Source organism: Pseudomonas sp. TNT2022 ID1044 (assembly GCF_028656895.1).
Taxonomy (GTDB): domain Bacteria; phylum Pseudomonadota; class Gammaproteobacteria; order Pseudomonadales; family Pseudomonadaceae; genus Aquipseudomonas; species Aquipseudomonas reinekei.
In genome coordinates, this window is sequence record NZ_JAMDHB010000014.1 from 254704 (window position 1) to 267418 (window position 12715).

General features: G+C 60.8%; 13 protein-coding genes and 1 pseudogene. 5 read left to right on the forward strand and 9 right to left on the reverse strand.

Features of this window, described 5'->3' with window-relative positions; genetic code table 11:
• Positions 1–78: 78 nt before the first annotated feature.
• From miaA to M5G20_RS19185, 5 genes are read right to left on the reverse strand one after another with little or no spacing between them, the layout of a single operon-like run.
• Positions 79–1050: a tRNA (adenosine(37)-N6)-dimethylallyltransferase MiaA gene (miaA, locus tag M5G20_RS19165; RefSeq protein WP_273920334.1), complete on the reverse strand. Its 972-nt coding sequence runs from the start codon at positions 1048–1050 to the stop codon at positions 79–81.
• Positions 1050–2960, reverse strand: a complete 1911-nt coding sequence (mutL, locus tag M5G20_RS19170) for a DNA mismatch repair endonuclease MutL (RefSeq protein WP_443218308.1) — start codon at positions 2958–2960, stop codon at positions 1050–1052. The genes miaA and mutL overlap by 1 nt, the downstream gene beginning before the upstream one ends.
• Complete coding sequence (locus tag M5G20_RS19175; protein ID WP_443218309.1) at positions 2957–4387, reverse strand: N-acetylmuramoyl-L-alanine amidase; 1431 nt, start codon at positions 4385–4387, stop codon at positions 2957–2959. Before M5G20_RS19175 ends, mutL begins: the two co-directional genes overlap by 4 nt.
• The gene (tsaE, locus tag M5G20_RS19180) at positions 4388–4858 is read right to left on the reverse strand and encodes a tRNA (adenosine(37)-N6)-threonylcarbamoyltransferase complex ATPase subunit type 1 TsaE (RefSeq protein WP_273920321.1); all 471 of its coding nucleotides are present in this window, start codon (positions 4856–4858) and stop codon (positions 4388–4390) included. It lies immediately after the preceding gene.
• On the reverse strand, positions 4846–6345 hold the full coding sequence (locus M5G20_RS19185) for an NAD(P)H-hydrate dehydratase (RefSeq protein ID WP_273920323.1): 1500 nt from the start codon (positions 6343–6345) through the stop codon (positions 4846–4848). The genes tsaE and M5G20_RS19185 overlap by 13 nt, the downstream gene beginning before the upstream one ends.
• Positions 6346–6408: 63 nt before the next feature.
• Between M5G20_RS19185 and queG the strand changes: the two genes are divergently transcribed.
• Positions 6409–7488 (forward strand): tRNA epoxyqueuosine(34) reductase QueG, encoded by a 1080-nt coding sequence (gene queG / locus M5G20_RS19190; RefSeq protein WP_273920324.1) that lies wholly within the window; start codon positions 6409–6411, stop codon positions 7486–7488.
• On the opposite strand, the gene M5G20_RS19195 is transcribed toward queG, so the two are convergent.
• Entirely contained in the window at positions 7470–8081 is a 612-nt protein-coding gene (locus M5G20_RS19195; protein ID WP_034148736.1) for a trimeric intracellular cation channel family protein, read from the reverse strand. The two genes, queG and M5G20_RS19195, sit on opposite strands and share 19 nt — an antisense overlap.
• A gap of 152 nt (positions 8082–8233) precedes the next feature.
• Positions 8234–8776: an oligoribonuclease gene (gene orn, locus M5G20_RS19200; RefSeq protein WP_075947736.1), complete on the reverse strand. Its 543-nt coding sequence runs from the start codon at positions 8774–8776 to the stop codon at positions 8234–8236.
• 107 nt (positions 8777–8883) lie between these two features.
• Between orn and rsgA the strand changes: the two genes are divergently transcribed.
• The 4 genes from rsgA (at position 8884) to M5G20_RS19220 (ending at position 11987) form a co-directional block, all read left to right on the forward strand.
• Positions 8884–9915, forward strand: coding sequence for a small ribosomal subunit biogenesis GTPase RsgA (gene rsgA / locus M5G20_RS19205; protein WP_150735793.1), 1032 nt, complete (start codon positions 8884–8886; stop codon positions 9913–9915).
• 211 nt (positions 9916–10126) lie between these two features.
• Positions 10127–10534: a TIR domain-containing protein gene (locus M5G20_RS19210; RefSeq protein WP_273920327.1), complete on the forward strand. Its 408-nt coding sequence runs from the start codon at positions 10127–10129 to the stop codon at positions 10532–10534.
• A 2-nt stretch (positions 10535–10536) separates the two neighbouring features.
• Complete coding sequence (locus M5G20_RS19215) at positions 10537–11496, forward strand: caspase family protein (RefSeq protein WP_273920328.1); 960 nt, start codon at positions 10537–10539, stop codon at positions 11494–11496.
• Positions 11496–11987, forward strand: a complete 492-nt coding sequence (locus M5G20_RS19220; RefSeq protein WP_273920329.1) for a toll/interleukin-1 receptor domain-containing protein — start codon at positions 11496–11498, stop codon at positions 11985–11987. The genes M5G20_RS19215 and M5G20_RS19220 overlap by 1 nt, the downstream gene beginning before the upstream one ends.
• Before the next feature lie 86 nt (positions 11988–12073).
• Here M5G20_RS19220 and M5G20_RS19225 read toward each other — a convergent pair whose 3' ends face one another.
• Together M5G20_RS19225 and M5G20_RS19230 are read right to left on the reverse strand one after the other, a co-directional pair.
• Positions 12074–12343 carry a PAAR domain-containing protein gene (locus tag M5G20_RS19225; protein WP_075947731.1) on the reverse strand — a complete coding sequence of 90 codons (270 nt, stop codon included), beginning with the start codon at positions 12341–12343 and terminating at the stop codon, positions 12074–12076.
• Positions 12340–12715: pseudogene (locus M5G20_RS19230) on the reverse strand (DUF2875 family protein); the annotation flags it as partial. The pseudogene M5G20_RS19230 and the gene M5G20_RS19225, both read right to left, overlap by 4 nt.

The window sequence follows — 12715 nt, forward strand, 5'->3', positions numbered from 1 at the left end:
AAGGATTCAATATAAAAAATAGGTAAACAGATGGCTTTGGCCGCCACACCCCCAAGGATAGACGGCAATTGCAAGGACTCAGCTCAATATGGAGATGGTCCCAAGGTATTTCAAGGCGCGCGGCAGATTGTCGCAATCCAGACTGTCCAGCCAGTGTAAATCAGCCCAACTGCGCAGCCATGTGAACTGGCGTTTCGCCAACTGGCGCGTGGCAATGATTCCACGCTCCTGCATCTCGGCTGACGTCAGCTTGCCATCCAGGTAGTCCCAGACCTGGCGGTAGCCTACTGCACGTATAGACGGCAACCCGGCATGCAGGTCACTTCTCTTACGCAGGGCTACGACCTCGTCAATGAATCCCTGTTCCAACATTAAAGTGAATCTTTGTTTAATTCGCTCGTGCAATACCTGACGATTTGCCGGAGCAATGGCCAAGTTCGCGACAGTATAGGGCAATTGTTGCCGTCCCGAAGCGGCTGCTTCAGTACTTTGCGCAGATTGTTGCAAGCGTAGTTCAGTCATGCTTTGACCGCTCACGCGATAAACTTCCAGTGCTCGACTCAGGCGCTGTGGATCGTTCGGATGAATCCGCGCCGCAGAAACCGGGTCGATCACTGCCAATTGGTCGTGCAGGGCTTGCCAGCCAAGGCGTGCAGCCTCTTCTTCGATTTGCGCGCGGACCTCGGGATCAGCCGCCGGCATTTCTGCCAGGCCTTCGAGCAAAGCCTTGTAGTAGAGCATCGTGCCGCCTACCAACAGCGGAATTTTTCCCCGCGCGGTGATATCGGCCATGGCTTCGAGGGCGTCACGACGAAAATCTGCGGCCGAATAAGACTCGGCCGGGTCGAGAATATCGATCAATCGGTGAGGAAACTCTGCCAGAAGCTCTTTCGACGGTTTGGCGGTGCCAATGTCCATGCCACGGTAGACCAACGCCGAATCGACACTGATCAGCTCGCAAGGCAGGACCTTGGTGAGTTCGATGGCCAGGTCGGTCTTGCCGGCGGCGGTCGGGCCCATCAGGAAAATCGCAGGTGGGAGCTGGCTCATCAACGACCGCGCAAGAACAGTTTGTCCAGATCGTCCAGGCCCAGTTGGGTCCAGGTCGGTCGGCCATGGTTGCATTGACCGCTGCGCTCGGTGTTTTCCATGTCACGCAGCAGACCGTTCATTTCCGGCAAGGCCAGACGCCGATTCGCCCGAACCGCACCGTGGCACGCCATGGTCCCGAGCAGTTCGTTGATGTGCGCCTGGATGCGATCGCTGGTGCCGTACTCCATCAGGTCGGCCAACACGTCAGCGACCAGGCGGTTGGCTTCGGCTTGCTTGAGCAATGCCGGAATCTGCCGGATGGCCAGGGTTTCCGGGCCAAGGCGCTGCAATTCAAAGCCCAGACGCTGGAACCAGGCGACGTGTTCTTCAGCGCAATCGGCTTCACGCTGGCTGACCGCCAGCGATTCCGGCACCAGCAGCGGTTGACCGCTCAAGCCTTCGCTGGCCATCGCGACTTTCAAACGCTCATACATGATCCGCTCGTGAGCGGCGTGCATGTCCACCAGCACCAGGCCCTGGGCGTTTTCCGAGAGGATGTAGATGCCTTTAAGCTGCGCCAACGCGTAACCCAACGGTGGAATATCGTCCTGCCCTGCCGGCAGCGCGACCGCATTGGCCTCGGGCAGCGGTGCGAAAAACTCTCGATAGGCCGCTTGCGCCTCAGCTACCGGCACAGCGGACTGCGGGCGTGGCGTGTATTGATACTGATAGCCGGCGCCAGCGCCTGAACCGGCAGGCGTATTGAATGAAGGCTGAGCCTGTGGCTGTTCCAGCAGCGCATTGGCCGCCAGGCGCATTTCGCCCTGGGGGCCGAATTCACCGGCATCCAGACCGGTGGGCCGGACGATCGCTGTCGCCACCGGTGCCGCCAGATGATCGTCCGGCCGCACATCGCCCAAAGCACGGTGCAACGTGCCGTAAAGGAAATCGTGGACCATGCGCCCTTCGCGGAAGCGCACTTCGTGCTTGGTCGGGTGCACGTTGACGTCGACGCCGGTCGGATCGACTTCAAAAAACAGCACGAAAGTCGGGTGCCGGCCGTTGAACAACACATCGCGATACGCCTGGCGCACCGCGTGAGCCACCAGTTTGTCGCGCACGGCACGACCGTTGACGAAGAAATACTGCAAATCCGCCTGGCTACGGTTGAAGGTCGGCAAACCGACCCAGCCCCACAGGTGCAAACCATTGCGCTCGATTTCGATCGGCAGCGCCTGCTCCAGGAACCCCGGCCCGCAGATGGCCGCCACGCGCCGGGCACGGGCCGCATCATCGTGGGCCTCGTGCAGGCTGAGAATGGTCTTGCCGTTGTGGCGCAGGTGGAACGCCACGTCGAAGCGTGCCAGGGCCAGACGCCTGATCACTTCCTGCAGGTGATCGAATTCGGTTTTTTCGGTTTTGAGAAACTTGCGCCGCGCCGGGGTGTTGAAGAACAGGTCACGTACTTCCACCGAGGTGCCCACCGGATGGGCTGCGGGCTGCACACGGGGCGCCATGTCCCGGCCTTCCGTTTCCACCTGCCAGGCCTGTTCGGCATCACGGATGCGAGACGTCAGGGTCAGGCGTGCTACGGAGCTGATCGACGCCAGCGCCTCGCCACGAAAGCCCAGGCTCATCACCTGTTCAAGGTCTTCCAGATTGCGAATCTTGCTGGTGGCGTGACGCGCCAGGGCCAGCGGCAGGTCATCGGCGGAAATGCCGCTGCCATCGTCGCGCACCCGCAGCAGCTTGACCCCGCCCTGCTCCACGTCGACGTCGATGCGCCTGGCACCTGAGTCAAGGCTGTTTTCCAGCAGTTCCTTGATCACCGAAGCCGGACGTTCAACGACTTCACCGGCGGCAATCTGGTTCGCCAGTCGCGGGCTGAGCAGCTCGATGCGCGCGCCGTTGTTCACGACCTGATTCATTCTTTGGCCGCCAGTTCGGTGCCTGGAATGGTCAAGTGCTGTCCCACCTTGAGCTCATCACTCGACAGTTTGTTGGCGCTACGCAGAGCAGCCGGCGATATCTGGTAACGCACGGCAATCATCGCCAACGTTTCGCCCGGGTTTACGCGATGGTCACGCGGACCTTGGGCGATCTTCCCGGCGTCACGCAGCCAGGCAATGTAAGTGCCCGGTGGCGGGTTCTGCTGGAAGAACTGGCGCACGCCGCTGCTGATCGAACGCGCCAGCGCTTGCTGGTGGCTCGAAGCCGCGAGCTTCGAGGCTTCCTTGGCGTTGGAGATGAACCCGGTTTCCACCAGGATCGACGGAATGTCCGGCGACTTCAGCACCATGAACCCGGCCTGTTCGACGCGCTGCTTATGCAGCGGCGTGACCCGGCCGATGTTGCTCAAGACTTTCTGGCCGACGTTCAGGCTGGAAGTCAGGGAAGCGGTCATCGACAGATCGAGCAGTACGCCGGCGAGCATGCGGTCCTTGTCATCGAGACTGACGTTGCCGGCACCACCGATGAGGTCGGAACGGTTTTCGCTGTCGGCCAGCCAACGGGCAGTCTCGGAAGTGGCGCCGCGATCAGACAGGGCGAACACCGAAGCACCGAACGCAGCGGCCGAAGGCGCGGCATCGGCGTGTATCGAGACGAACAGGTCGGCGCCCTTCTTGCGGGCGATTTCGGTACGGCCACGCAACGGGATGAAATAGTCGCCGGTGCGGGTCAATTCCGCGCGAAAACCTTTCATTCCGTTGACCTGGCGTTGGGTTTCGCGGGCGATCTGCAGCACCACGTCTTTTTCACGCTGACCGCGAGAGCCGGAAGCACCCGGGTCTTCGCCACCGTGGCCGGCGTCGATCACCACAATAATGTCGCGCTTGCCGGCCGGGGCTGGCGGCAACTTGATTGCAGGCTCCGTCGGCGTAACCGGTACGGCCGGCACCGTGGCGACCGACGGCGTCGGTGCAGGCGGCGGCGCGGCATCGGCCGGGTTATCGAACAGGTCGACCACCAGTCGGTTGCCGTACTGGGCATTGGGCGCCAGGGAGAAACTTTTCGGCGTGACCGCTTTTTTCAGGTCGACGACCACCCGCAGGTCGGTCGGCGTACGCTGAGCCGAACGGATGGCAGTGATCGGCGTATTGGCCGTGTTGACGTTCAGCGGCGTACCCAGGCTGGCACCATTGATGTCGATGACCAGACGGTCGGGCGCCGACAGGGTAAAGACGCTGTGCTGCACCGGACCTGTCAGGTCAAACACCAGCCGCGTGTTGTCCGGCGCCCGCCACAGGCGAACACTGTTGACCTTCGTCTCGGCCACAGCATCGACGGTCACCGCCAAAAACAACACCCCAACGGCAGCAACCAACGCGCGAAAGCGCATACCTAACCCCATCATTTATTTGGATTCCGATGCCAACGCGGCACACCAGGCTTCGCCACGCGACCCCTGGGATAAAATTTTCAGCGAACGTCCGCTGTCTTGCGGGCTAATGGTAATGGTCAGGTCAGGCTTTGGCAAAAAGCCTGCACCTTTATCGGGCCACTCGATCAGGCACAACGCATCGTCTTCGAAGTAGTCGCGGATACCAAGGAATTCCAGCTCTTCAGGGTCGACCAGTCGATACAGGTCGAAATGGAAGGCGCGGATGTCACCGATTTCGTAGGGTTCGACCAAGGTGAAGGTAGGACTTTTCACCGCCCCGACATGACCCAAGCCACGGATGATGCCCCGTGAGAGCGTGGTTTTGCCCATGCCGAGATTGCCTTCGAGAAAAATCAAACCGTGCCCTTGGGTCGTTTGAGCGATACGCGCGCCAAACGCGGTCATCGCCTCTTCATCAGCCAGATACAGGGTTACTTCAGACACGGTGCTTGCTCCTCCAACAACTGACGAATGGCTGGTATCAGATCACTGGCCGCCAGCCCACGGCCGAATTTACCTTGCTGCGCCCCGGCATTGGCGTGCAGCCAGACCGCCAGGCAGGCCGCGTCGAACGTCGCCATGCCCTGGGCCAGCAACGCGCCGACCAATCCGGCCAACACATCACCCAAACCGGCGGTGGCCATTGCCGGGTGCCCTTGATGACAGACCGCCAACCGTCCGTCTGGACTGGCGATCAAACTCCCGGCACCTTTGAGCACAACGACAGCTGTATATTTTTTGCTCAGCGCATGGGCCGCCCCAGGTCGGTCAGCCTGAACCTGCGCGGTGCTGATCCCCAACAATCGTGCGGCTTCCCCCGGATGCGGCGTGATCACGCAATCCTTCGGCAACACCACCCCTTCCTCGGCAAGCAGGTTCAGCGCATCGGCGTCCCAGACTTGCGGCAAAGACGCATTGGCGGCGGCGGACAAAAGGCTGCGGCCCCACGCAGCTTGACCGAGACCGGGCCCGACGACCAATACGGAAACCTTTTGAAGCAATCCCATCAACTGATTGGCTGATGACGTGCCCAGCACCATGGCTTCGGGGATTCTCGCCAGCGCCGCGGGCACATGCTCGCTGCGGGTCGCCACCGACACCATGCCGGCGCCGCTGCGCAGCGCACTTTGCGCGCTCAGCAGGATCGCGCCACCGAATCCTCGATCGCCGCCGATCAGCAGCACATGGCCGAATCGGCCTTTATGGGAGGCCGGTGTTCGGGCGGCCAGGCGTGGAAGATTGCTGGCTGACAGGCGACAAGCGCTGGTTGACGCGCCTTCAAGCAACTGCGGGTCGGCGTGCAGATCATTGAAAACCAGCTCGCCCACCACATCCGCCGCATCGCCGGTGAACAATCCCAGCTTCAAGCCAATGAACGTGACGGTCAGGTCGGCCTGCACCGCATCCCCCAACATTCGACCGGTATCGGTGCACAGCCCCGAGGGGATATCCACCGCCACCACCGGCAGCCCGGCGGCATTGATCGCGTGGATCGCGCTGCGGTACGGCTCGCGCACGTCGCCGGTCAAACCGGTGCCGAGCAAGGCGTCCAGCACGATGCCGCGCAACTCGGACTGAGCCGTCCAGGTGTCGATGAGGATTTTTTCCGAGACGGCCTCGGCATGGGCCAGTGCCGCGTCGCCCTGCAAACGCTGCGGGTCGCCGACTGCCAGCACCCGCACTGACCATCCCGCACGGCGAGCCAGCACGGCCACCAGATAGCCGTCGCCGGCGTTATTGCCATGACCGGCCAGCACGCTTAATTCGCTCGCTGTCGGCCATTGGCGGACCAGTGCACGCCAGGTCGCCCGCGCCGCGCGCTGCATCAATTCGAAGCCCGGCGTACCCGCCGCGATCAGGCTCGCATCGAGTGCTCGCACCTGGGCGGCGCTGTACAGCGCGTCGGGTAATTCATCTTTAGTGTGCGGCATGCGTCTTCGGGCTCCGATGTCTGGCAGAATTATACGCACCTCAGCTCCGGTTTCTCTCGCCTCATGCCTGCTATTACCACAGACCTGCCCGCCCTCGCCCAATCCATCAAGGACTGGGGCCGCGAGCTGGGCTTTCAGCAAGTCGGCATCAGCGGCCTCGACCTGGCCGAGCATGAGCAGCATCTGGAGCGCTGGCTCGAAGCCGGCTACCACGGCGAAATGGACTACATGGGCGCCCACGGCAGCAAACGCTCGCACCCGGAAGAACTGGTGCCGGGCACGTTGCGCGTGGTTTCGCTGCGCATGGACTACCTGGCCGGCGATACGCACATGGCGAAAGTGCTGGCCCAACCGGAAAAAGCCTACGTCTCGCGTTATGCCTTGGGTCGCGATTACCACAAGCTGATCCGCAAACGCGTGCAGCAACTGGCGGACAAGATTCAGGGCCAGATTGGCCCGTTCGGCTTTCGCGCCTTTGTCGACAGCGCGCCCGTGCTGGAAAAAGCCATCGCCGAACAGGCCGGCCTGGGCTGGATCGGCAAAAACACCCTGGTGTTGAATCGCAAGGCTGGCAGCTACTTCTTTCTCGCCGAACTGTTCGTCGACTTGCCCCTGCCGGTGGACCCGCCTCACGCCACCGAACACTGTGGCCGCTGCAGCGCCTGCCTCGATATCTGCCCGACCAACGCCTTCATCGGCCCTTACGTGCTGGACGCCCGACGCTGTATTTCCTACCTGACCATCGAACTCAAGGGCGCCATTCCCGAAGACTTGCGGCCACTGATCGGCAACCGGGTGTTCGGTTGCGACGACTGTCAGATCGTTTGCCCGTGGAACCGTTTTGCCCGCCCGACCGGCGAAAGCGATTTCAAGCCACGCCACAACCTGGACAACGCCGGGCTGGCGGAATTGTTCATGTGGGACGAGGACAAATTCCTCAGCAGCACCGAAGGCTCGCCACTGCGCCGCACGGGTTATGAAAACTGGTTGCGCAACCTGGCGGTGGGCCTGGGCAATGCGCCTTCAACGATTCCGGTACTGGAAGCGTTGAAAGCGCGGCGGGATTATCCGTCGGAGCTGGTGCGAGAGCACGTCGAATGGGCGCTGAAGCAACATGCCGAGCGTCAGGCTTCGTCGTTGTAAACGAATTTAGGCATTTCCCAGTGGAACCGGATTGCCAATAGTCGCAACAGGAAACCACCGAACAGCGTGATCAGAATCGCCTGCTCTCCCGGCAAATTCAGGTAAAGGCAAAGCATGTAACACCACGCCGCGGCGAACGAGACACTGGCGTATAGCTCACGGCGGAAAATCAGCGGAATGTCGTTGCAGAAGATGTCCCGAAGGATGCCGCCGAATACCCCGGTGATCACGCCACTAACGGACGCGACCAACATGCCATGGCCCATTTCCAGAGCGGTCATGCAGCCGATCAGGGTGAATGCCACGAGACCCACGGCATCGAGCACCAGAAACAGCGAACGCAAGTGACGCATCCAGCGTGCAGTGAACACCGTAACCATGGCCGCGATGGAGGTCAGCACCAGATATTCCGGGTGTTTGACCCAGGTCAGCGGGTAATGACCGAGCAGCACGTCGCGCACGGAACCGCCGCCCAGTGCCGTGACGCAAGCGATCAGCACCACACCAAACCAGTCCATACCGCGACGGCCCGCAGAGAGCGCGCCGGTCATGGCTTCGGCGGTGATGGCGATCAGGTAGAGCATCAGCAACATGGTGGCGATCCTTGCAAAAAGGCGCGCAGTCTACTCACTTCCCCAAGGCACCAAAAGAGGGCACCACTACTTGTAGGAGCCGGCTTGCTGGCGATGGCGTCCTCAATGGCGCCATCGCCAGCAAGCTGGCTCCTACAGGTCGGATTCCAGGATCAGAACTTGATGAAGTGCTTGCGGTAGTGCTGCAACTCGGCGATCGATTCGCGAATGTCGTCGAGCGCCAGGTGGGTGCTGCCCTTCTTGAAGCTGTCGCGCACGTCCGGCGCCCAGCGTGCGGCCAGCTCTTTGAGCGTGGACACGTCGAGGTTGCGGTAATGGAAATAGCTTTCCAGGGATTTCATGTGCGTATAAAGGAAGCGACGGTCCTGGCAGATGCTGTTGCCACAGATCGGCGACTTGCCCTTCGGCACCCACTTTTCCAGAAACGCGATGGTCTCGGCTTCGGCTTCGGCCATGCTGATACGACTGTCGCGCACGCGCTGGGTCAGGCCGGAGTTGCCGTGGGTGCGGGTATTCCATTCGTCCATACGGGCGAGGACTGCGTCGCTGTGGTGGATGGCGATCACCGGACCTTCGGCCAACGTGTTCAGGTCACTGTCGGTAACGATGGTGGCCATTTCGATGATGACGTCGTTTTCCGGATCCAGACCGGTCATTTCCAGGTCGATCCAGATCAGGTTCTGCGAATTTTGCATGTGTCGGCTCCTAGGCAATGCTGCGCAGTTTAGCCTAGGCCGGTGGCTGGGCGTGCTAAACTCGCGGCCGTTTTACCTAATCGCTGCATTCTTGATACGGAACACCCATGGCCAAACGCCAACTCAATCGTCGTCAAAACTGGCGCATCGAAAAGATTCAGGGCGAGCGCGCCGCCCGCGCCGCCAAACGCGAGTCCTCGGCTGTCGAGGCACTTGAGGGTGGCGACCTGGGTCCGGAACAGCACGGCCTGGTGATCGCGCACTTCGGTGTGCAGGTAGAGGTCGAGGCCCGCGACGGCGAGATGGCCGGCAAGGTGTTCCGTTGTCACCTGCGAGCCAACCTGCCGGCGCTGGTGACGGGCGATCAGGTTGTCTGGCGTGCCGGCAACCAGGGCATCGGTGTGATCGTGGCGCAACTGCCGCGCAACACAGAACTGTGCCGCCCGGACAGCCGTGGCCAGCTCAAGCCGGTTGCCGCCAACGTCGACATGATTGTCATCGTTTTCGCACCGCTGCCTGAGCCTCACGCCAACCTCATCGACCGTTATCTTGTCGCCGCCGAACACGCGGGCATCAAGCCGCTGTTGCTGTTGAACAAGTTCGACCTGATCGATGAGCACAACGCCCCGGCGCTCAATGCCCTGCTGGCGGTTTACCGCACACTCGGCTATCCGGTGCTGGAAGTGTCGGCCCATCACGGCAACGGCATGGAGCAACTGCAAAAGCAGTTGGACGGACGCATCAGCGTGTTCGTCGGCCAGTCCGGCGTCGGCAAGTCGTCGCTGGTCAACAGCCTGCTGCCGGAAGTCGAAACCCGCGTCGGCCCGTTGTCCGAGCTGTCCGGCCAGGGCACTCACACCACCACCACCGCGCGGCTGTTCCACTTCCCCGGTGGCGGTGAGCTGATCGACTCCCCCGGTATCCGCGAATTCGGCCTGGGCCATGTCAGCCGTGCCGACGTCGAGGCCGGTTTCATCGAGTTCAACGACCTGCTAGGCACCTGCCGTTTCCGCGACTGCAAGCATGACCGCGAACCCGGTTGCGCGCTGCTCAAGGCCCTCGAAGATGGCCGCGTGCAACAGCAACGGATGAACAGCTACCGTTCGATCATCGCCAGTTTGCCGGAAAACGGCTACTAAACAATCGCGTCCACCGCCCTTGGTCCAACGGGGCGGTGGGTGGCCGGTTCTGCTGTTTAATTCCCCCGCCACTTAACCATCAGACCTTTCTGTAGGGCGTCTGCGCGCGCACTTGTAGGGCATTTCTCTTTAACGCTCAGCCCCTTGTGGCCGCCAGCCAATGACCTAAGTTCAAGCCCTCTTCGCACTTCCGCGACACAGAGGGACACCCATGCAGACCTACCATTTGTTCATCAGCCATTCGTGGACCTACCCTCACGCCCACGACAATCTCGTGCGCCTGCTCAACGCGCAACCGGATTTCACGTACAAGAACTTTTCGGTCCCGACGGACAACCCGATTGTCGACGCCAAAACCGATAAGCAACTCGAAGCGGCTCTCGAAAACAAGATTCGTCCGTGCTCGGCGGTGCTGATCATGGCCGGGATGTATTCCACCTACAGCAAGTGGATCAACAAGGAAATCGAAATCGCCAGGCGCATGGGCAAGGTGATCATCGCCATCAAGCCGTTTGGTGCCGAACGAATTTCCAAGGTAGTACGCAACGCGGCCCATGCCGAGTGCGCGTGGAACACCAAGAGCATCATCAGCGCCATTCGCCTGCACACGGCGGTGTAACCATGCGCAAGGGACTGTTTATCGGGATCAACGAATACACCCATGTCTCGCGCCTGAGCGGTTGCAGCAACGACGCCATGGCCATGGCATCTGTGCTGAAGACTGACGCCAATGGCGATCCAAACTTCAAGAACATCGTGCTGACCTCAGCCGAGGACTATCTGAGCCGGGAAAAACTCGAAGACCAGATCCGCGAACTGTTTTCCGGGGACTGCAATGTGGCGCTGCTGTACTTTGCCGGCCACGGCACCTTCGACATCGATACCGACGAAGGCATGCTGATCCCGCAGGATTACAAGAGCACCAAGGATGGGATTCGTCTCAGCGACATTCTCAACTGGGCGAGCAAAGCCACCAAGATCAAAAACAAAGTGATCATTCTCGATTGCTGCCAGAGCGGCTCGGCCGGCGAACAACGCGCCTTGCGCAGTGAAGGCAGCGTGGTGAGCGAAGGCATGACCATTCTCACTGCGTGCAAAAAAGACGAACCGGCGCTGGAAGGCCGGCAGCACGGCGTTTTCACCGGCTTGTTGCTCCAGGCTTTGCACGGTGGCGCTGCAAACATCCTCGGCAAGATCACCCCCGGCAGCCTCTATTCGTTTGTCGACAACGCCCTCGACGCCTGGGAGCAGCGCCCGGTGTTCAAGACCAACGTGTCGCAGTTCATTTCCCTGCGCGAAGTGTCGCCGCTGATCCCCAAGGAAATCCTGCGCAAGCTGCCCGACTGGTTTGCCGAAGCGGAATCGGTGTATCCCCTCGCCCCGAGCTTCGAGCCCACCGAGCCTGAATACAACCCAGAGCACGGCGAAGTCTTCGCGCAACTGCAAAAGTGCAATCGTCACAGCCTGATCGAACCGGTTGACGCCGAACACATGTATTACGCCGCCATTCACTCCACCGGCTGCCGCCTCACCGCGCTCGGTGCCTATTACCGCGAACTCGCGATCAAGGGACATTTCTGATGCCAGTGTTTATCAGCTACCGCCACATGGATCGCGCCCACGCGGTCAACATCAACACCCGCCTGATGCAAGCCAACATCAAGACCTACCTCGATGTGCTCGACGCCGAATCCCAGACCACCGACGACATCACCGGCGTGATCACGCGCAACATCAGTGAATGCACGCACCTGCTCGCCGTGGTATCGGAAAAAACCGCGCTGTCGTGGTGGGTGCCGTTCGAAATCGGCGAGGCGACCATCACCAACCGACGCATCTGTTCGTTCAAGACCGGCCCGGCAGAACTGCCGCTGTACCTCGACAAATGGCCGAAGCTGACCAGCGACAAAGATATTGATTTCTTCATTGAAGCCTATCGAAACGAATCGATACTCAAACGCTCGATGTCGCTGGAATCGATGACCGGCAGTGAGTCGACGCGCAGTGTGAACAGGACGAACGCCGATCGGTTCCATACGGATCTCAAGTCTCGAATCATCCGTGGATTTTAATAGTCTGCGCGCACAAAGAAGCCGACATCGCTGTCGGCTTCTTTGTGCACAAAACTGAAGCCACCCGACGCTGCACAACTTTCGACCTAGACCACCTGCACATTCCGAGCAGTGCTCGCCACGCCATGACAACCACAGGCCAGGAGATGGCCCTCCAATACAACCGGAATGCCATTCATACGCCGGCGCGGATGCCCTTCGACGAAGGCAAACTCGCCCAGATGCAGCGGACAGTAAGCCTTGTCGCCCAACACCGCCGGGGTTTTTCCATTGAGGGTATGCGTGCCCTTGAGCTGGCAGGAGACTACTTCGCCGCCGCTACTTGTAGCGTCACTCAGGCAGATGGGGTGCTTCATGGTTTGGGTACTCCACCGCTAGGCGACCCGAATTTGAAAGGGTCGGCACCTCGGTTCTGGCGGTTTTTCTCTTTGCGGGCCTCGCTCGGAGGGCGGATCATTTGTACCGTCAGGCTGCCATCTGCACCGGCGTAAACCACCGCACTGGTTCCACCGTCCAGATAGCTGGCGATGGTCGCCAGGTTGATTTCCACCAGCGCGCTACTCACCCCTGTGTTGCCCAGGCGCCGCCCGATGTTGTAACCCTCGTCGACATTGCCCAATTCGATGCCATGGCCGTCGGTATTCAGGCCGTGCAAGGCAAGGGCCAGGGCGATTTCAGCTTCTTGATTGTCGGTGGTGTCGTAGAACACACGGACCGGCTTATGCCCT

Coding starts and splice junctions, on each gene's coding strand:
- miaA (WP_273920334.1), bottom strand. CDS start 1,050: ATGAGCCAGCTCCCACCTGCGATTTTCCTGATGGGCCCGACCGCCGCC.
- mutL (WP_443218308.1), bottom strand. CDS start 2,960: ATGAATCAGGTCGTGAACAACGGCGCGCGCATCGAGCTGCTCAGCCCG.
- M5G20_RS19175 (WP_443218309.1), bottom strand. CDS start 4,387: ATGATGGGGTTAGGTATGCGCTTTCGCGCGTTGGTTGCTGCCGTTGGG.
- M5G20_RS19185 (WP_273920323.1), bottom strand. CDS start 6,345: ATGCCGCACACTAAAGATGAATTACCCGACGCGCTGTACAGCGCCGCC.
- queG (WP_273920324.1), top strand. CDS start 6,409: ATGCCTGCTATTACCACAGACCTGCCCGCCCTCGCCCAATCCATCAAG.
- M5G20_RS19195 (WP_034148736.1), bottom strand. CDS start 8,081: ATGTTGCTGATGCTCTACCTGATCGCCATCACCGCCGAAGCCATGACC.
- orn (WP_075947736.1), bottom strand. CDS start 8,776: ATGCAAAATTCGCAGAACCTGATCTGGATCGACCTGGAAATGACCGGT.
- rsgA (WP_150735793.1), top strand. CDS start 8,884: ATGGCCAAACGCCAACTCAATCGTCGTCAAAACTGGCGCATCGAAAAG.
- M5G20_RS19210 (WP_273920327.1), top strand. CDS start 10,127: ATGCAGACCTACCATTTGTTCATCAGCCATTCGTGGACCTACCCTCAC.
- M5G20_RS19215 (WP_273920328.1), top strand. CDS start 10,537: ATGCGCAAGGGACTGTTTATCGGGATCAACGAATACACCCATGTCTCG.
- M5G20_RS19220 (WP_273920329.1), top strand. CDS start 11,496: ATGCCAGTGTTTATCAGCTACCGCCACATGGATCGCGCCCACGCGGTC.
- M5G20_RS19225 (WP_075947731.1), bottom strand. CDS start 12,343: ATGAAGCACCCCATCTGCCTGAGTGACGCTACAAGTAGCGGCGGCGAA.